Source organism: Arthrobacter sp. HLT1-20, from assembly GCF_054510895.1.
Genome location: NZ_JBTNDR010000016.1, coordinates 36954 through 54821, shown reverse-complemented (window position 1 = coordinate 54821; position 17868 = coordinate 36954). Strand labels below are relative to the sequence as shown.

Sequence of the window (17868 nt, the reverse complement as noted above, 5' to 3'; positions counted from 1 at the left end):
AAAGTCTAGGCCGCGGACGGGTCATTGCGGGCATTGTGAACCCAGCGGCACACCCGTTGATTCTGCCTGCGCGTCAACGACGCGGCAGGACCACCGTGCGCCCGCTCACGGGGTGCCCCATCACATCAATCCCGTATTGGTACACGCGGCTGAGCAGCTCCTCCGTCAAGACCTCTGCCGGTGTCCCCAGCGCTGCAAGGTGGCCCTGCTCCAGCACCGCCACCTTGTCCGCATAACCTGCCGCAAGGTTCAGATCGTGCAGCACCACAACCACCGCCCGGCCTGTGGCCGCGTGGGTCCGTGCTACCTGCAGGACCAGTTCCTGGTGGCGCAGGTCAAGGGCCGCCGTGGGCTCATCAAGCATCAGGACAGCCGTATCCTGGGCCAGCACCCGGGCCAATGCCACCCGAGCCTTCTCCCCTCCGGAAAGGTCGGAGAACTTGCGGTGCGCAAAGTGCGTGACGTCTGTGGCGCGCATGGCAGCCGACACGAGTTCGTCGTCGAGCTCGGCAGCGTCAGTATTGGACCAGGGCGCCCTGCCCATCCGCACCACATCCAAAACGTTGAAGGGAAAGCTGAGCTGAACCTGTTGCAGCAGCACCGCCCGGCGCAAGGCCAACTCCTGCGCTCTCCATTGCTTCAGCGGTTTCCCGGCTAGGCGGATCTGGCCACTGCGCAGCGGAACGTCCCCGGCCAAGGCCGCCAATAGGGTGGACTTGCCGGCACCGTTGGGGCCAACCAGGGCCAGAACTTCGCCCGCCAGGATGGGCAGGTCCACGGCCTGCAACACTGTCCGGCCGCCGAGCTCAACACTGGCGCCGGAGCAGGAAAGGGCCTCCTGCCCCGCGGCCAGAAGCTCCGGGACGGCCGTGGGAGGGGCGCGAAAAAGATCAAGCAGGCTCACGCCCAGCCTCCTTGTTCATTGCGGGTCCGGCGCAGCAGCCAGAAGAAGAACGGGCCGCCAATCAAGGCCGTCAGCATGCCCAGCGGCAGGTCGGAATAGGTGACAAGGGTGCGGGCGCCAAGATCGGCCAGGAGGACCAAAAGGGCGCCGCCGAGTGCGCTGGCAGGGAGCAGTAGCTTGTGTCCGGGGCCGGCAATGATGCGGATCAGGTGGGGGACCACCAGGCCCACAAAACTCACGATGCCGGTGAAGGCCACGCCCGCGCCCACCAGCAGGGCCACGGTGACAATCATGGTCATGCGCAGCCGTTCCACATTGACGCCCAAGTGCCGGGCGGACCGTTCGCCTAGGGCCAGCAGGTCCAGTTGTCCGGCGGCAAGAAAGGCCATGAGAAGGCCGGCTAGCAGCAAGGGCAGCACCGAGGCCACGCTGAGCCAGCTGGCACCATTGAGGCTGCCCAATTGCCAGAAGATCAGCTGTTCACGGGCGTTGGGATCGGCCACGTAGGTGTAGAACGCGATCATGGCGAAGGTGAAGGCATTGACGGCAATGCCGGTGAGTACCAGGGTGACCACCTCCGTACGGCCCTTGCTGCGCGAGAGGCTGTAGACCAGCAAGGTGGTGATGAGGCCGCCCAGGAACGCGAAGATTGCCACGACCCAGTTTCCTTGGGTGGCCAGACCGGTCACAATGGCTGTGCTTGCGCCTACGGCGGCGCCTGATGACACCCCCACCACTGCCGGCTCCGCCAGTGGATTGCCGAAGACGCCCTGCATGACGGTGCCGGCGCAGGCTAGGGCTGCCCCAACAATCATGGCCAAGACCACGCGGGGGAAGCGCACTGACCATAGGGTTTCATAGCCCCTCGCGTGTTCGGGCAAGGGGGCTCCGCCGAACGGTGCGTTCCATCCGGTGCCGAAGTAGTCAAGCCAGCCCTGCAGCCAATTGTTGAACCCGTGGATGATGCTGCCAACAACTTCCATGGGGGCAATGGGCAACTGTCCGGTGCCGGCGGCGACCACAGCAGTGACCGCCAAGGCTGCTGCCAGTGTGCCCAAGATCAGGCGGTCCTTGGCCGTGCGCTTGGTTGGTGCCCGCCCCGGTTTAGGTGCCACAGCCGATTCCTTGGATTCTTGTGGGGTGCGGGTTTCGGTGCCAGCCTCGGCAGGGATGGTGGCTGTCATTGTGGCGCTCCATGAACGGCCAGGGAGAGTGCCTTGATGATCTGGCCCGTGCGGGGTCCAAAGCTGAGTAAGGTCCCGTCGGCCACGTCAACAACCCGCTTGTTGGCGCCGGCAGGGGTCTGGGCTATCCCTTGAATCTTCACCAGGCCATCCACGCCACCAACGCTTTCCAGACCGCCTGTCATGAGCAGCAGGGCATCGGGGGCCGCCTTGATGAGGGCCTCGGACGTCAGCTGGGTGAACGGCATTTTCAGGCCGATTTCGGTGCCAACATCCGTGGCCCCCACCGCCTTGATCATGTCGTCGGCGCCGGAGCCGGGGCCGGCCATCAAATAGACCCCGGCTGTGCCGCGGACGTAGAGAAAGGCCACTCGCGTGGGCGTCGAGTCTTGGGGGACCATGGACAGTGCGGCAACCATGTCGGCGCCCACCAGCTTGTTCAGCTCCACCCCTGCAGCAGCTACGCCGAGGGCTCCCGCAACGGCGTTGATCTGGTGGCTGATGCCCGGCAGTGTGCGGGAGGGGTCAAAGAAAATGACTGGAATCCCCACGGCCCGCAGTTGCTCCTGAACCTCCAGGGGGCCAATGGTGGTGTCAGTCAGGACCACACTGGGGTTCAGGGCCGTGATGGCCTCGGCATTGAGGTCGTGCCCCGTGGGTGTGACCACTGTGGCGTTGGCGGCCTGCGGGAAGTCCGCAGCGCGGTCCCGGCCAACAACGTTTGCGCCCAGTCCCAGGCCATGGACAATCTCCGTCAAGGTGCCGTTCAGGTCGATCGTGACAATGCGGCTCACATCGGTGACGTCCACCAGTTGCTTGTCACAGGACGTCACAGTGGTGGGAAGGGTGGGAGTGGCTTTGTTGGCCACGATGGGCAGGGTGATTGCGGCAGTATTGGCCGTCTGCGGGCCGGTTGGCGCCTTGGCGGCTGTCTTCGTGGCTCCGGTTGCAGGGCTGGGGGCCTGCCAATCCGCAGGCAAAGGAAGCTTCCCGGCTGTCCCTTCGGTGCAGGCGGCAACCGGGCCGGCAGGTTTTGCCGCTGACGTCTGCGTCGAACCCGTACCGCTTGGTCCGGGAGTGGCCGGTGCGCATCCGCTGGCCAGCAAGGCCACGGCCGCCAGGGATGCCAACAGGCCCGCTGCCCTTTTCTTACGGCCAAAACGACCGGCGGGCGCGGGTAATTGCGGCACAGAAAAATTCATGGAATCCCCAGGGAGAAGCGGCAGTGGTCTAGCTGACGGTACGAGGAGTAACACAATAACCATCAAGTTTCTTAAGTAAGCCTACCCTAGGTTAGGTTATGTTTAGCTCAAATTAATCTTGCGTAATCATGCCGGCCGTAAAAGCTGCTGCAAAACGCACTTCTTGGGCAGAATTTCCGCACCGAAAAGTGCACAATCAAGGATTTGCGCGGGTCAAAATTGGCCTGTGTTGGGGTGGTGTGCTGCTTGGGTGCGGCCGCCAACTACAAGGAGGATCATGAAGGGAATTGCCAGCTGCAACGCAGCCAAGGTGTCACATGCGAGGGGTGGCTCCCGCCTGGCTCGGGCAGTCGCGGCCATCGCCTTGGCGGGCGGGCTGGCCTTGGCAACGGGTGCCGGTGCGCTTGCTGCCTCGGGCACCGGACCGAGCGGGCAAACCCTCACGGTTGACCGCGCCACAGGCCTGGCCGCAGCGGGCGATTCCGTGCAGGTCAGCGGTGCCGGGTTTGACCTGAGCAAGGGCATCTACCTTGGCGTCTGCGTCAATAATGGCCCCGGAGCCGTGGCGACGCCCTGCCTTGGCGGCGTTGACACCACTGGTGGCTCGGGCAGTTCCATCTGGATTTCCTCCAACCCGCCGGCTTACGGCCAGGGCCTGGCCCAGCCATTCGCCCAGTCCGGCGGCAAGGGTTCCTTCTCCGTGTCCCTCGCCGTGAGCGCAGCTGACGCCCTGACCAATTGCGAGGATCCCGCCAAGGCCCCCAACGGTTGCGTCATTGTCACCCGCGCCGACCACACACGCAGCGCGGACCGTACGGCCGACGTCGCCATCCCCATCAGCTTTGGCGCTGCGGAGCAGGTCCCCGCCGCCGGCGATGCGAAGGCTGACGCCAAGGGTGCACTGGCCAAAACCGGCGCAACCACGGGCTACCTGGTGGCCGGCGGAGCCGTGCTGCTGAGCCTGGGCGCCGGCGCAGTGGTGCTCACCAAACGCCGTCGAGGTGCCAAATGACCCATCCCGCCAGAACGCAACTTTCTTCCCGTCTACAGAGGAAAACCATGACATCACTTAAAAGCGGACCTTGGTGGCGCCGCCCCTTGGCTGTAGTGGCCGCGCTCGCCATGGCCGGCGGCGCCTTTGCCGCCACGGCCCCCGCAGCCTCGGCCGCGCCCGCACCGGCAACAGTCACGGCCGGCAGTCTTGACTGGGGGGTGAAGGCCTCCTTCCGCAATTACCTGCAAATGCCCTTCGCCAAGGGATCTGTCACAGTTGCCGGAGGTGCCAGCCAGAATGCGGACGGTACTTTCAAGTTCCCCGCTGCAGCGGTTGACCCCGCAGCCAAGCTCCTGAGCTTTGGCGGCTCCGTCAGCTTCTCCGGCCATGAAGGCCAGCTGGCCGTCAACATTTCCGACATCCGCCTTGACCTGACGCGCGGGATGCTCCTTGCCGACGTGGTCAGCAAGGCCCTCAGTGGCCAGGGCATGGTGACGTACGACGACGTCGACCTCGCCACAGTGGGCGCAGGCGCAGTTTCCGTTCCAGGAAGCTTCAGCGGAAACTCACTGCCCACAGCGCTGACAAGTGCTGGAGTTCCGGCCTTTGCCAACTTCTATGCGGAACGGGATGCCTTCGATCCGGCAACGTTTGCCCTTTCGTACACGGTGCCCGTTGCGGCCCCCGTTGTCAGCGCATCGCCAGCTGCCCAGAGTGTGGAAAACGGTGCAACGGCAACCTTTAGTGCTGCCGCCTCCGGTCACGATTCAGTGCAGTGGCAGGTCAGTGCAGCCGGCACCGAGGCGTGGGCAAACATTGACGGGGCAACGGGCCCCACTGTGACGGTTCCGGCCACGATCGCCGACAACGGCAAGAAGTACCGGGCGGCATTCACCAACGCCGGCGGGGTAGTTTACTCCGCAGCCGCGACATTGACCGTCACTGAAGTTGTTGTACCTGCTCCGGTTTTTGTGCCTGCGGTGAAGGTTTTTGCTGCTGATGGTGTGACGCCGTTGGTGGGTTCGGTGGCTGAGGGTTCGAAGATTGTTGTCAAGGGTACTGGTTTTGATCCTGCGGGCAATGTTGCTCCTGTTGGTTCGCGTCCGCCGATTGCTGCGGGCAAGCCTGCTGGCACGTATGTGGTGTTTGGCAAGTTTGCTGATGCGTGGCGTCCGTCGGAGGGGGTTGCTTCTTCCGTGCGTGTGGTGGGGGATCAGTTGTGGGCCATGAGTCAGGCTGCCTTGGATGCTGTTCCGTCGGCGTATCAGGGTGTGGTGCGTGGCCAGTGGGTTGAGGTTGGAACTGATGGTTCGTTCTCTGCGACGTTGACGGTGAAGAAGAAGGTCACTGCCGGTGTTGATGTTGAGTGGCCCGAGGCTGGCAACTTTGGGGTTTACACCTATGCCGCTGGTGGCACCACGAATGCTGCGCAGGAACTTTACGCACCCGTCACCGTGGGCAAGCCTGCTCCGGTGTTTGTGCCTGCGGTGAAGGTTTTTGCTGCTGATGGTGTGACGCCGTTGGTGGGTTCGGTGGCTGAGGGTTCGAAGATTGTTGTCAAGGGTACTGGTTTTGATCCTGCGGGCAATGGTGCTCCTGTTGGTTCGCGTCCGCCGATTGCTGCGGGCAAGCCTGCTGGCACGTATGTGGTGTTTGGCAAGTTTGCTGATGCGTGGCGTCCGTCGGAGGGGGTTGCTTCTTCCGCGCGTGTGGTGGGGGATCAGTTGTGGGCCATGAGTCAGGCTGCCTTGGATGCTGTTCCGTCGGCGTATCAGGGTGTGGTGCGTGGCCAGTGGGTTGAGGTTGGAACTGATGGTTCGTTCTCTGCGACGTTGACGGTGAAGAAGAAGGTCACTGCCGGTGTTGATGTTGAGTGGCCCGAGGCTGGCAACTTTGGGGTTTACACCTATGCCGCTGGTGGCACCACGAATGCTGCGCAGGAACTTTACGCGCCCCTCACCGTGGGCAAGCCTGAGGTGCCGGCCACCAAGCCCGTCCTGAAAGTTGAGCCGGCAACCGGTCTGAAGCATGACAGCAAAGTCATGGTTTCCGGCACCGGATACGCCGCCAACCGCGCCATCTACGTTGCAGAGGTTGCCCAGGGCGCGGGCGGCGCAAGCCGGCCCTCGGTCTATGAACGCGCGCAGCTGGTGACAACTGACGCCCAAGGCTCATTTGGCCCGGTTGAGTTCTCCGTGACAACAGTGTTTGAAAACGGCGGCTTCACAGCCATTGCCAACAAGCTGTACATTGCCACCTTCAATTCGCCCAGGGACGAGGACAATAAGGACCACGACTATTCCTCCGACCGCACCCAGGATGCCTTTGTGGAACTTGCATGGGCCGATCCCTCGGCTCCCGTCATTCCCGAGCCCGAGATTCCCGACGTCAAGCCTGCCCTGAACTTGGGTGCAGCAAGTGTTGAAGCCGGCAAGAAGGTCACCTTTTCCGGCAGCAACTTCGCGCCGGGCAGCGCACTTGTCTTTGACCTTGACGGCGAGGCCGTGGAGATTGGGGCTCCCGCAACCGGTACAACTGGTGGCCTGGATTGGGGAGTCAAGGAGTCCTTCCGCAACTACCTCTTGGGAAACATCGCCAAGGGTGGGATCACCACGAGCGGCGGCGCCACCGAGAACGCTGATGGCACCTTCCACTTCCCCGCTGGCAGCTTCAATGCAACCACAAAGCTCGCCGGGTTCACCGGCACAGTGTCCATGACGGGCCACGACGGCGCATTTCAAGTGACGATCAGCAACATTCGTGTTGATGTGAAGAACAAGCAGTTGCTGGCAGACGTGACGAGCAAGTCGTTGGAAGGTCCCCTTAAGACGTACTCCGATGTTGCCCTCATCAGCATTGACACCGCCGGTGTCAGCGCTGACGCGCAGAGCCTGTCGGGCACCAAGCTGCCCACAGCCCTGAGCGCAGCCGGCGTTCCCGCCTTTGCCGATTTCTACCCGGCAAACACCGCCTTTGATGCCTTGAGTTTTGAGATTCAAGGCAGCGCCCCGGCGGTTCCTCTCACGGTGACCGCCGACGGCTCCTTCTCGGTGACGTGGCCCGTTCCGGCTACACACAAAGCTGGCAAGTACACCCTGACGGCAACGGCAACCGCTCCCGCGCAATTGCTGAGGGCAGCGGTTCCCGGCGTGCAAAGCGCCTCGGTGCAGCTGACGATCACTGCCGCCGTTGTGGGCCCGGAAACTCCCAAGCCCACAGTGCCTGGAACTGCGGATCCGACCCCCAAGCCCTCCGCTGATGCCAAATGCACCAACGGCACGGTTGTTGACGGCACACTGTCCTGGGGTGTGAAGGAATCCTTCCGCAATTACATCACCGGCAACATCGCCAAGGGCTCCATCACGTTCAACGGCGCAACCGTCGGTGCGGATTCCATCTTCACCTTCACACAGGGCAAGGGAACCATTGACCCGGCCAAGCGCAGCGGTTCCGTCACGTTCAGTGGTGAGACGCGATTCCAGGGCCACGACTACGGTTCCGGCTCCGTCCTCTCCGTCACCATCACCAACGTCACGCTTGTCATGGACGGCACGGTTGGAACCCTCAAGGCCGATGTTGTCAGCCGATCGCTGGAGTCCGCCACGGCTGGCGCCAAGCCGGGCATCGACACCAAGTACGACGGCGTAGTCCTGGCAACGCTTGACCTCTCCCCGGCGGGCCTCAACGCCGCCGGGACGGTGTACTCAGCTTCCGGCGCTAAAGCAGTCCTGGCGGCCAGCGGCGTTGCGCCGTTTGCCGACTTCTACGCTGCCGGCGAAGCACTGGACACCGTGGCTTTTGAGCTGGGCTGCACGGAAGGCGCAGCCACAGGCGGCAACGCAGGCAACAACGCTGGCGGCAACGCAGGCAATGTGGCTGGCACCGCTGCAGGAACCGGAGCTGGTGCGCTCGCCAAGACCGGTGCCGTGGGATTGGACGCCTCGGTCATTGCGGCGCTCCTGGTCCTGATGCTGGGTGCAGGTGCCGTCACGAGCAACCGCCTAGTGCGCCGCCGCCGCTAGCGACCAAAGTCAGTCTCCATGGACGCTGGGGCGCCCAAACCTACGTGTCAAGAGTGCTGTCAGTGTGGGTGGCGTTTGAGGTATTTGAGAATGAGTTGTTCCACGCGGCTGATGTCGGGCTTGGTGGGGGTGAGTGTTTTGTTAAGGCGTTTCTTGAGCCATTTGGGGAAGGCTGGGTACAGGGGTTCCCGGTTCTGGGGGTGGTGGTATTTCCCGGATGGTGAGATCCATCCGACCCTGCCGTCTTGCTCAATCCGGGGCGTCCAGCCACGCAGCCGGATCTGGTGGCGGTCGGGGTCTTGATCGACGCGGTGGTTGCCGTGCCTGTCTTTGTCGTCCTTGAAGTGCCGGAGCATGTGGTGGCGTTTACAGGCCGGGCGCATGTTCTCCGGTGTGGTGCTCCCGCCGTTCTCCCACGCGGTGAGGTGGTCTGTTTCGGTGTCCATCACAGGGTTGGTGCAGTTCGGGTAGTAACAGCCCTGTGCCAGCGCACGCAGGACAGCCTTTTCGCTGTCGCGCATCCTGTACCGCTCCGGGGTCAATCCCAACGGTTCACCGCTGATGGGATCGGTCAACACGCGCAGGAACGTGCCGGCATTGGCGGCAAGCTGCCGGGCAATACTTTCCGGCACTGGCCCGGAACTGGCGCTGCTGCCCACCAGCTGCGCCGGTTCATCGGTGATGCCCAGCGCCCCCAGGAACGGCACAGTGAGCAAGATGGTGGCCTCGGGCAGGGGAGGGTCGGTGATCAATTTGTGCTCGATGATGGCCGCCAGCTGCTCCAGGTAGTCGCGATCCGGGTCCTCCGGGAGACCATCGACCACCCCGGCAACATAGCCCGAACCGTCCCCGAGCAACTCCCCGGAAATGACTTCATCCTCCCCGGCGTCACCGTCGAGGTAGCCACTCACTGCCACAGTTTCATCCGCGGAGGGCAGGATTTCGCCTTCACACACTACTCCGGCCAACACCTGCACCTCGCTGCCAGGCTCCGGGACCAGGCCCGCCGTCAGGTTGGTGTTGGTGTTGGTGCTGGTGCGTGGTTCGGGAACGGCGGTGGGGTCCGGATTCAGGTAGCGGCCCACAGGTTCGTTGGGGTCTCGGTGTGCCCAGACGGGCTCCTGGTCAAACAAGGTGACCCCAAAAGCAGAGCTGCTGCCAAAAGGAACTTCACTTCCGGCCCCGGGATCGGCGCCAGTCCAGCCTGCCCAGTCGCTGCCGGTGCCGCTGCCAGCACTGCCAGCACTGCCAGCACTGCCAGCGATGCCCGCGGCAGCACTGCCCGTCTCGGCACTGCCGCTGCCCGTCTCGGCACTGCCGCTGCCTGCCGAGAAACTGCCGCCCCGGTCAGCAGGGCCGCCCGCAGCGGTACCGGCACCACCAGATGCACCGGCACCAGAGACATCGCCATCCGTGGGGCCACTGCCGCTGCCGTCTAGGGGGTGCTGGTTCAGCAAGAGGGCGGCGGCCACGTCGATCCGCAGCTGGGTCAGAGTCCGGTACTCCCCGGAATCCTTCCCCGCAGCACCCACCCTCGCAGTGCCCGCCCCTGTGGTGGCTGCCCGCTTTTGTGCTTCTCGTTTGATGGCGCGGGCCGTGCGGGTGCAATTCACCCAGACACCCTCAGCCGCCACGGCGGGCAGGTGCAGAGTCAGCCACGACATGCCGTCCTTGCCCGCCTCCAGTGTCATTGCCCGCCTGCCGTACGCCTGCTGGGTACGCGTTGTCAGAGTCTGTGGGTGCGTGGACTCCCGCGCACGCCGGGCCTTCACGGCAAACCCCGACGCCGTGGTCCCCGGCGCCAGGACCAACAAACGTGCCTCGAACGCTGCCATTTCCGTTGCAGTAATTCCAGGGGTTTCCGCTAGCGTCTGCCCTTCATCAATGATGATGCCCGCATGCCGGAAGGAAAGCTCCCCCGTCATCAACGCCGCCATGGTGGCGGGGTGGGCCAGAAGCTCCACGGCCTGATGGGACAGCGCCGTGGCGGTGCGTTCCGGGATGCACAGGGTCAAGGCGATCTCCGCGCACGCACTGCTGGCAGCCACCCCCGACTGCCAACTATCCAACGCCACAGCCGTGGCTTCCACCTGGGCCGCACCCATCACCCGCGCCACCAACGCCGCCTTGCACGCGGCAGTAGCATCCTCCAGACGCTTCACAACAGCCAACGCCGCCATTGCCGAGTCATAAACACCCCGGGCGACACCCACCCGGGACGGCGGTTCCGGGTCCGGCGCAGCCGAGGGAGCAAAAGCCGGGAGCCCCGCCAATACGGCATTGTCAGGGCCAAAGGGTTCAATGGAAGGAAGAGCAATCCCAGCGAGCAACTGCGCCACATCCTGTGTGGCTCCACCGCCCCGGTCCCCGGGGGCAATCACCGGAATACTCATACCCAAAGAATACGCCGACCGTTACCATAGTGCAATAGTTTCCAGAATAAATATTCTATTAACTATTTGACGCCGTGAAACCGGCCGGTGTCAAGGGTGGCACTATTGCAGGATGGATGCACAGATCATTTGGACAATTATTTGCGGCCTGGCCATTGCCGTGGGGGCCACGGGGGTCATTGTGCCCGTGCTTCCCGGAAGCCTGCTGATAGGTGTGAGCCTGCTGGTGTGGGCCCTGGTGCTGGGCTCCCCGCTGGGTTGGATAGTTTTTAGCATTGCTGTGCTATTTGTTGCAGCGGGCATGGTCTCCAGTGCCGTGCTGACCGGCCGGGTCATGAAGCAGCGAGCCATTCCCGGCAGATCCGTGGTCATCGGCCTGGTGTTGGGGGTGGTTGGCTTCTTTGTGATTCCGGTGGTGGGCCTGCTGGTAGGGTTCGCCGTTGGCTTGTTCCTGTCAGAATTTGCCCGGCAAAAGGAGTTCCGCCCGGCCATATCGTCCTCCGTGGCAGCGCTCAAGGCCACGGGACTGGGCATCTTGGTGGAGTTTGCGTTTGCTTCCCTGGCCGCCGGCACCTGGGCTGCCGGTGTGCTCATTTACTTCGTGAACCGCTAACAAATCTGCGGGTTGGCCCTAGGGAACAGCCAAGCCTACTTTGATGTCCGCCATGCGGCCGCCACAACGTTCATTGCCGGAAACTCGTGTCCAGTTCAAATCCGTGGACTTCGCGGCCAGAACATTTCCGCCCTGATCGAAGGCCTGAAAACTAATGGCGGAGGGTGGTTGCGCCCCCACATTCAACAGCCACGATCCATCTTTCTGGTGGGCCAGCAGCCGGGTGCTTCCCGTGCTGCTTTTGGCAAACATCGGAGCCATGGGGACGCATTCGCTGCCCGAACATGCCGTGACACTTGCCACCTTGGATGAATCGCTCAAGGTGACGCTCACGTGGTTGTCCCAGTTAGGTGTGGAGCACGGGCGCCCGTCGCGGTCGAGCACAATGGCGCCAATAATCAAGGCCATGCAAAAGGCGGCCACGAGTGGAACCAGAACAAGTTCCACGCGGCGTCGGGCGGTTGGGGCAACAGACATGGGCTCATGTTACCCAAGGACTCTGACTGTTTCCCGCGAAAGTACCGAGACGATCCGGGGCGTTGGCCACGGCCCGCGCCGGAGGCGCGATGGGGTGTGGGCGGCCGATTCACCACTAGGATCTGAACATGTCTTCAGTTGCTGGCACTGTACCTGCCCCGGTGCAACCGCCTTACCCATACCAAGCCCAGGGCCAGCGCCTGCGCCCGGTCACCATGGCGGATGTGCCAGCAGTCAACCAGTACCGTTCCATGGCCAAGGTGGCCCGGTACCTGCCCCACCCGCCGCACACTGTGGCCGACACCCAGCTGACTCTGGCGGCCATGGTGGCCCAAAAAGAGCTGCAAACTCCCGGCCAGTGGCTGGACTTGGCTGTGGAGCACGGGGCCTCTCATGAGGCCGTTGGGGAGGTCCTGCTCAAGTGGGATGCGGCAAATCCGCTCCGGGGCGAGATCGGTTTTGTTTTCAGCCCCGCGGTACAAGGCCGTGGCATTGCCTTTACGGCCTGCACCGCCGCCCTGGAGATCGCCTTCAACCATTTTGGCTGGCACCGGGTGGAGGGCATCTGCGATGACCGCAATGAAAAATCAGCGGCGTTGATGACCCGGTTGGGGATGCGCCTGGAAGCCACATTTGTGGAGGCCGATTGGTGCAAGGGCGAGTGGGTCTCGCTGCGCCACTACGCCATCCTGAACCGAGAATGGTCAGTGCGCAGGTGACTGTCCGCGAACCACTAAAGAATCCCAGGCACGCCCACACTTCGAACGCTGTCGTGGACAAGCTGCGTTCCGCCATCCTCAGCGGTGAGCTTCTCCCCGGCGCCAAGCTCTCCGAGCAGTCCCTGGGCGAGGCGCTGGGCGTTTCCCGGAACACCTTGAGGGATGCCTTCACGGTGTTGGGGGCCGAACGCATCGTGACTAAAATTCCCAATCGCGGAGTCTTCGTGGCGCGGCCCACATGCGCCGACGTGCAGGAGATGTACAGGATTCGGCGTGTCCTGGAACCGGCTGCCTTGCTGCTGGGCCGCCCGGCTGCCACCGAGCAGGCGCTCGCGGACGCTGTGCAGCAGGGGCTTGCCGCACAAGAGCGCCTCGACGTGGCTGACATGGCGGACGCCAACCAAAAGTTCCACGCCCTGGTGGTTTCTTTGGCGCAAAGCAGCCGGCTGGATGCGCTCATGGCGCACGTGCAGGCCGAGATGCGCCTGGTTTTCCATGCCATGGCCCAGGATCCTGACTTCCACGCCCCCTACAGCACCGAAAATGCGCGAATTTTTTCCCTCTGGCGTGCCGGGCACGGCGCCGCGGCCGCCACCGAACTGGGCAACTATCTCGACGCCGCGCAGGCGCAGCTGTTGGCAGCCATGCCGACGGAAGGGGCGGTGCCGTAGATGGCGACTTTCCCGGAGAAGTTCGACGGCGGCAGCCCACTTACGCTTGCCGTGCCCATGCGCTGGGGAGACATGGATGCCTACGGGCACATCAACAACGTGGAGGTTCTGCGGATTCTGGAGGAGGCGCGGGTGCACGCTTTTGGCCCACCCGCCGGCACGGGCCTCCCCGGCGTTGCCGTTGCTCGTCCCGTGTTTGCGGATCTGCCGGAAAATACTCAAGCCCTAGGGGTGGAACACAGGGTCAAGTACCTGACGCCACTGAACTACCGCAACATGCCTGCCGTGGTGGATGTGTGGATCAGCTCCATCAAGGGTGCCAGTTTCATCGTGGCCTATGCGATCTTTGACCCCGTCACGCAAGCCAAGTGTGTTGTGGCAGAAACAGTCCTGGCCTTTCTTGACGAATCCAACGGCAGGTTGGTGCGGATATCTGCTTCGAAGAAGGCCCTGTTGCAGCCACTTCTGGGTCCCAGGAATTTTCCCGCCTAGGACTTGTGCAAGGATGATTTAGAAACCGCGTCACAATCTCTTGGCTCAGCACTCCTTTAATGCAGGCGTGGAATCTTCAGGGAGTGCTGGCATGGATCGGCAAAAATTATGGAGCAACAAAAGCTACACGCAAGTGAGCGACCGCAGCACGAAGACCGGCCGCGAAGGGGGCTGACGCTGCTGCACACAACACGTTCGGCCGCTGCCGGCCCGGGACGGGTGGTCACCTTCACCAGCTATGTCATCAACGACGGGACGGAGCCGCTGGAGCATGTGCGGCTGGTGCCCATGTCCTTGAGCAATGCCGACATGGCACAATTGCGCTACATCGAAAATTCTTCTCGCGATGACCTGGTTGCGGGCACCATATTGCCCAACGGTTTTGTGAAGTGGCAAAGCCAATACCAGGTGACCCACTTGGATGTTGCCAGCGGGGGACCGCTGATCAGTGCCATGGCCGCCACCGCGGTTGCCCAGGACGGGACGGAGCTGCGGGATGAAGCGGATGTGGTGCTCGAGGTGGCCTGGGCCTCAGACGGCGCCTAAGTGAGGGCTGCCCAAGTGCCGCTCAGGAGGCTTTCGTGACCAAGATCCCGTCGGGGTCGGCATAAACCATGTCGCCCGGGGTGATGGTCACATGACCTAGATGCAGGGGGACATCCTGGCGTCCAATGCCATTCTTGGCGCTCTTGGCCGGGTTGGTGCCCAGCGCTTTCACGCCCAGGGGCAGCGTCCGGATCACTTCACTGTCGCGGATGGCGCCATAAATAATCACCCCGGACCAGCCGTTGTCCACGGCCGACTGCGCAATCATGTCCCCCATGAGGGCAGTCTCCAAGGAGCCGCCGCCATCCACCACCAGAACGGCGCCCCGGCCCGGGGTGGCCAAGATGGTCTTTATCAGCGCGTTGTCCGCCGAGCAACGGATGGTCCGGGCCGGGCCGCTAAAAGCTGTCACGGCACCGAAATCCCGGAATTGTACTGACACGGAGGCCAGCTCCGGCCCTCGTTCATCGTAGAGATCAGCTGTGGAGATAATCATGGGGCTCCCAACGTCGATGTTAGTGATTAGCTCAGCATATGGTGGGTGGCCCGCCTAAAGCGAGGGTTGGGCCATGTTGCATTGCGCCATGGCGGCCATAAGACTGGTCATAGACGTGCCGCCGCGACAACGCATAGGGCTGCCGTGAACCAACTCTTGAGGACTTAGGGGCAAATATGTCGGTGCAGGCCAGCCAAACTGTGGGGGACACGCGGGCCTTGTCGGGGCAGTTGCTCCAAGACGTCACCGGCGCCATGGCTTCCCCGGACCAGACCCGGAGCCGGGCGCTTGACCGGCACGCCAACGCCCACGACGCCTCCCATTTCCTGCTGATTCCCCAAGCCGTGGCTGTCCCGGCCAATGCCGCCGAAGTGGCAAACCTCATGGTTGTCAGTGCCGCCCGCGGGTTGCCGTTGACGCTCCGTTCGGGCGGTACCAGCCTCAGCGGACAGGCCGTCAGCGGAGGCCTGCTGGTGGATGTGCGCAAGAACTTCCGTGCCATCGACGTGCTCGACGGCGGTGCCCGGGTCAGGGTGCAACCGGGAGTGACGGTGCGTGATCTCAACGCCCGGCTGCTGCGGTACGGGCGCAAATTTGGGCCGGACCCGGCCAGTGAGGCTGCCTGCACCATTGGTGGGGTGGTTGCCAACAACTCCTCGGGCATGGCGTGCGGCATCACGGACAATGCTTACAGGACGTTGGAGTCACTGACTTTTGTGCTGCCCAGTGGCACAGTCATTGACACGGCTGCCCCGGACGCTGCTGCCCGGCTACGCTCCCTAGAGCCTGAGCTGTTCACAGGTCTTGGAGAGCTCGCGGCACGGGTCAGTAAGAACCCGGCGTCTCGCGCCACCATTGAACGCCAGTTCGCCATGAAAAACACCATGGGCTACGGGCTGAACTCCTTGCTTGACTTTGATAATCCCGTGGATATTTTGGCGCACCTTTTGGTGGGCAGCGAAGGCACCTTGGGATTCGTGGCGGAAGCGGTCTTCAGGACGGTGCCCCGGCTGGCCCACGCCACCTCTGGACTGCTGGTGTTCAAGGACCTGCAGGCAGCCAACATGGCACTGCCCGCGTTGGTGGACAGTGGCGCAGCCACCGTGGAGCTCATGGATGCGCTGGCCCTGCGGGTGGGCCAGGGACTTAGCCAGGTGCCCGGCGTCGTAAGGGATTTGAAGGTACACAACCATGCGGCGCTGCTGGTGGAATACCAAAGTGGCAATGTGGCCGAGCTGGCTGACCTCAACGCAGCGGCGGCAGCTTTGGCGGGAACGCTGGGGCTGGCGAGTCCGGCGGAATTTAGTACGGATGCCAAGGTTCGGGCCGAACTCTGGCATCTGCGCAAGGGCCTGTACACCTCCGTGGCGGGCGCCCGGCCGCCGGGCACCACGGCGCTGCTGGAGGATGTGGTGGTTCCTGTGCCGGCCCTGGCCCGCACCTGCCTGGAACTGAACACCTTGTTCACCAAATACAGTTATGAGAATTCGGTCATCTTTGGGCACGCCAAGGACGGCAACATCCACTTCATGCTCACGGACAAGTTCGCCAGCCAAGATGAGCTTGAGCGCTACGAGGCATTCACCCTGGACATGGTGGATGTTGTCCTTGCAGAAGGTGGCTCGCTGAAGGCGGAGCACGGTACGGGCCGGGTCATGGCCCCGTTTGTGCGCCGGCAGTACGGGGATGAGCTGTATGAGGTGATGCGCCGCATCAAGGCCCTGTGCGACCCCGCGGGCATGCTGAATCCGGGTGTCATCCTCGATGACGATCCCCAGGCACACTTGCGGCACATCAAAATGGCTCCGCCTCCGGTGGATCCCGAGGTGGATCGCTGTGTTTCCTGCGGCTACTGCGAACCCGTGTGCCCCAGCAAGAACCTGACCCTGACCCCGCGCCAGCGCATTGTCACGCTGCGCGACATGGCTGCGGCCCGGCGCGACGGGGATACGGCGCTCGCCGACGCCCTGGCCGCGGACTACGACTACGCCGGGGTGGACACCTGCGCCGTGGATGGCATGTGCCAAACAGCTTGCCCCGTGGACATCAACACCGGCACGCTGGTCAAGCAGCTGCGGGCCGGGGATGCCGGGGCCGTGGAAAACGCCGTGTGGGGCACCGCAGCCAAGCACTGGGGCGCCGTCACCCAAGGGGCCGGGCTGGCACTGGACCTGGCCGCCAAGGTTCCCGCCGCCCTGGTGCTCCCCGTGAACAAGTTGGGCCGCAAGGTGCTGGGTACGGACACCCTGCCGCTGTACTCCGCCGAGCTTCCCGCAGGAGGTGCGGTGCGACGCCGGCCCGCCCCTGCCGGTGTTGCGGCGGCCGTGTATTTCCCCGCCTGTGTCAACGTCATGTTTGGGCCCGCCGAGGCGGGCTCGGCAGGTGTGCAGGCGAGCTTTGAGCAGCTGTGCGCCGCGGCCGGGGTTGAGCTGCTGGTTCCGGAGGGCATCGACAGCGCGTGTTGCGGCACGCCGTGGTCATCCAAGGGCATGGCCGCCGGGCTGGCGGACATGCACCAAAGGACCTTGCAGCTGCTGCGTGCGGCAACGCGGGACGGCGAACTGGAGATCATTTGTGATGCCTCCAGCTGCACCGAGGGGCTGCTGCACACCATTGAAAGCGAGGTGCTGGCTCCCGGGCAGAGACCATTGCGGGTGGTAGATGCCGTGGCATTCACCGCCGAAAGGCTGCTGCCACTATTGGGTGCGGGGTGGGCCCGGGTGGAGTCATTGGCCCTACACCCCACATGTTCCTCCGTTCGGCTGGGCCTGAACCCCGCACTCACGCAGCTGGCGGAGGCTGTGGCCGAATCGGTGCAAATCCCGGACCGCTGGGGCTGTTGCGGCTTTGCCGGGGACCGCGGCATGCTCCACCCGGAACTCACGGCCTCCGCCACCGCGGCCCAGGCCGCCGATGTAGTGGCGATGGACGCCGTCGTGCATGCCTCCTGCAATAGAACATGCGAACTAGGCATGAGTCGCGCCACGGGCGAGAACTACCGCCACGTGGTGGAGATCCTCGCCGACGCCGTAGTTGGGCGCAGGGGGCGGAAATAGGGCGCACGGGCGTCATTTGCCACTTTTTCAAGTAATAGGCGGGTAAGTTCGCCCACGTTCCAGCCTAAATTAGTGCTTTTGTGGCTAAAGTAGGGTTCA

At 63.5% G+C, this 17868-nt stretch carries 14 protein-coding genes; 8 read left to right on the top strand and 6 right to left on the bottom strand.

The genetic code is table 11. The features are described 5' to 3' along the window. Positions 1–73: 73 nt before the first annotated feature. Genes ACX80Q_RS10525 through ACX80Q_RS10515 form a run of 3 tightly spaced genes read right to left on the bottom strand, consistent with a single transcriptional unit; the run spans position 74 to position 3290 of the window. Positions 74–904, bottom strand: coding sequence for a heme ABC transporter ATP-binding protein (locus ACX80Q_RS10525; protein WP_459330479.1), 831 nt, complete (start codon positions 902–904; stop codon positions 74–76). Beyond that, positions 901–2088, bottom strand: coding sequence for a FecCD family ABC transporter permease (locus ACX80Q_RS10520; protein WP_459330478.1), 1188 nt, complete (start codon positions 2086–2088; stop codon positions 901–903). Before ACX80Q_RS10520 ends, ACX80Q_RS10525 begins: the two co-directional genes overlap by 4 nt. Beyond that, positions 2085–3290 carry a heme/hemin ABC transporter substrate-binding protein gene (locus ACX80Q_RS10515; protein ID WP_459330477.1) on the bottom strand — a complete coding sequence of 402 codons (1206 nt, stop codon included), beginning with the start codon at positions 3288–3290 and terminating at the stop codon, positions 2085–2087. The genes ACX80Q_RS10520 and ACX80Q_RS10515 overlap by 4 nt, the downstream gene beginning before the upstream one ends. Positions 3291–3567: 277 nt before the next feature. Here ACX80Q_RS10515 and ACX80Q_RS10510 point away from each other — a divergent pair, with 277 nt between their 5' ends. Together ACX80Q_RS10510 and ACX80Q_RS10505 are read left to right on the top strand one after the other, a co-directional pair. Next, positions 3568–4302, top strand: coding sequence for an LPXTG cell wall anchor domain-containing protein (locus ACX80Q_RS10510; protein WP_459330476.1), 735 nt, complete (start codon positions 3568–3570; stop codon positions 4300–4302). 47 nt (positions 4303–4349) lie between these two features. Then, on the top strand, positions 4350–8306 hold the full coding sequence (locus ACX80Q_RS10505) for an HtaA domain-containing protein (RefSeq protein WP_459330475.1): 3957 nt from the start codon (positions 4350–4352) through the stop codon (positions 8304–8306). Between the two features lie 59 nt (positions 8307–8365). Here ACX80Q_RS10505 and ACX80Q_RS10500 read toward each other — a convergent pair whose 3' ends face one another. Beyond that, entirely contained in the window at positions 8366–10699 is a 2334-nt protein-coding gene (locus ACX80Q_RS10500; RefSeq protein WP_459330474.1) for an HNH endonuclease signature motif containing protein, read from the bottom strand. A 112-nt stretch (positions 10700–10811) separates the two neighbouring features. Between ACX80Q_RS10500 and ACX80Q_RS10495 the strand changes: the two genes are divergently transcribed. Then, positions 10812–11312, top strand: a complete 501-nt coding sequence (locus ACX80Q_RS10495; RefSeq protein WP_459330473.1) for a DUF456 domain-containing protein — start codon at positions 10812–10814, stop codon at positions 11310–11312. Positions 11313–11330: 18 nt separating this feature from the next. On the opposite strand, the gene ACX80Q_RS10490 is transcribed toward ACX80Q_RS10495, so the two are convergent. Beyond that, positions 11331–11789, bottom strand: coding sequence for a hypothetical protein (locus tag ACX80Q_RS10490; RefSeq protein ID WP_459330472.1), 459 nt, complete (start codon positions 11787–11789; stop codon positions 11331–11333). 128 nt (positions 11790–11917) lie between these two features. On the opposite strand from ACX80Q_RS10490, the gene ACX80Q_RS10485 reads away from it, so the two are divergent. The 4 genes from ACX80Q_RS10485 to ACX80Q_RS10470 all read left to right on the top strand — a co-directional run bounded on the left by ACX80Q_RS10485 (position 11918) and on the right by ACX80Q_RS10470 (position 14217). Further along, a complete protein-coding gene (locus tag ACX80Q_RS10485) occupies positions 11918–12508 on the top strand; it encodes a GNAT family N-acetyltransferase (protein ID WP_459330471.1) in 591 nt (196 codons plus the stop codon). 53 nt (positions 12509–12561) lie between these two features. Then, on the top strand, positions 12562–13179 hold the full coding sequence (locus ACX80Q_RS10480) for a GntR family transcriptional regulator (RefSeq protein WP_459330470.1): 618 nt from the start codon (positions 12562–12564) through the stop codon (positions 13177–13179). Continuing rightward, a complete protein-coding gene (locus ACX80Q_RS10475; RefSeq protein WP_459330469.1) occupies positions 13180–13671 on the top strand; it encodes an acyl-CoA thioesterase in 492 nt (163 codons plus the stop codon). A gap of 108 nt (positions 13672–13779) precedes the next feature. Beyond that, complete coding sequence (locus ACX80Q_RS10470; protein WP_459330468.1) at positions 13780–14217, top strand: hypothetical protein; 438 nt, start codon at positions 13780–13782, stop codon at positions 14215–14217. A 22-nt stretch (positions 14218–14239) separates the two neighbouring features. Here the strand turns inward: ACX80Q_RS10470 and rraA are convergent, their stop codons facing one another. After that, on the bottom strand, positions 14240–14713 hold the full coding sequence (rraA, locus tag ACX80Q_RS10465; RefSeq protein ID WP_459330467.1) for a ribonuclease E activity regulator RraA: 474 nt from the start codon (positions 14711–14713) through the stop codon (positions 14240–14242). A gap of 176 nt (positions 14714–14889) precedes the next feature. On the opposite strand from rraA, the gene ACX80Q_RS10460 reads away from it, so the two are divergent. Beyond that, entirely contained in the window at positions 14890–17769 is a 2880-nt protein-coding gene (locus ACX80Q_RS10460; protein WP_459330466.1) for an FAD-binding and (Fe-S)-binding domain-containing protein, read from the top strand. Positions 17770–17868: the final 99 nt, after the last annotated feature.

Bases quoted from the DNA above. Each gene is read 5' to 3' on its own strand.
- ACX80Q_RS10495 (WP_459330473.1), top strand. From the start codon at position 10,812: ATGGATGCACAGATCATTTGGACAATTATTTGCGGCCTGGCCATTGCC.
- ACX80Q_RS10515 (WP_459330477.1), bottom strand. From the start codon at position 3,290: ATGAATTTTTCTGTGCCGCAATTACCCGCGCCCGCCGGTCGTTTTGGC.
- ACX80Q_RS10460 (WP_459330466.1), top strand. From the start codon at position 14,890: ATGTCGGTGCAGGCCAGCCAAACTGTGGGGGACACGCGGGCCTTGTCG.
- ACX80Q_RS10475 (WP_459330469.1), top strand. From the start codon at position 13,180: ATGGCGACTTTCCCGGAGAAGTTCGACGGCGGCAGCCCACTTACGCTT.
- rraA (WP_459330467.1), bottom strand. From the start codon at position 14,713: ATGATTATCTCCACAGCTGATCTCTACGATGAACGAGGGCCGGAGCTG.
- ACX80Q_RS10505 (WP_459330475.1), top strand. From the start codon at position 4,350: ATGACATCACTTAAAAGCGGACCTTGGTGGCGCCGCCCCTTGGCTGTA.
- ACX80Q_RS10485 (WP_459330471.1), top strand. From the start codon at position 11,918: ATGTCTTCAGTTGCTGGCACTGTACCTGCCCCGGTGCAACCGCCTTAC.
- ACX80Q_RS10500 (WP_459330474.1), bottom strand. From the start codon at position 10,699: ATGAGTATTCCGGTGATTGCCCCCGGGGACCGGGGCGGTGGAGCCACA.
- ACX80Q_RS10510 (WP_459330476.1), top strand. From the start codon at position 3,568: ATGAAGGGAATTGCCAGCTGCAACGCAGCCAAGGTGTCACATGCGAGG.
- ACX80Q_RS10520 (WP_459330478.1), bottom strand. From the start codon at position 2,088: ATGACAGCCACCATCCCTGCCGAGGCTGGCACCGAAACCCGCACCCCA.
- ACX80Q_RS10470 (WP_459330468.1), top strand. From the start codon at position 13,780: ATGGAGCAACAAAAGCTACACGCAAGTGAGCGACCGCAGCACGAAGAC.
- ACX80Q_RS10490 (WP_459330472.1), bottom strand. From the start codon at position 11,789: ATGTCTGTTGCCCCAACCGCCCGACGCCGCGTGGAACTTGTTCTGGTT.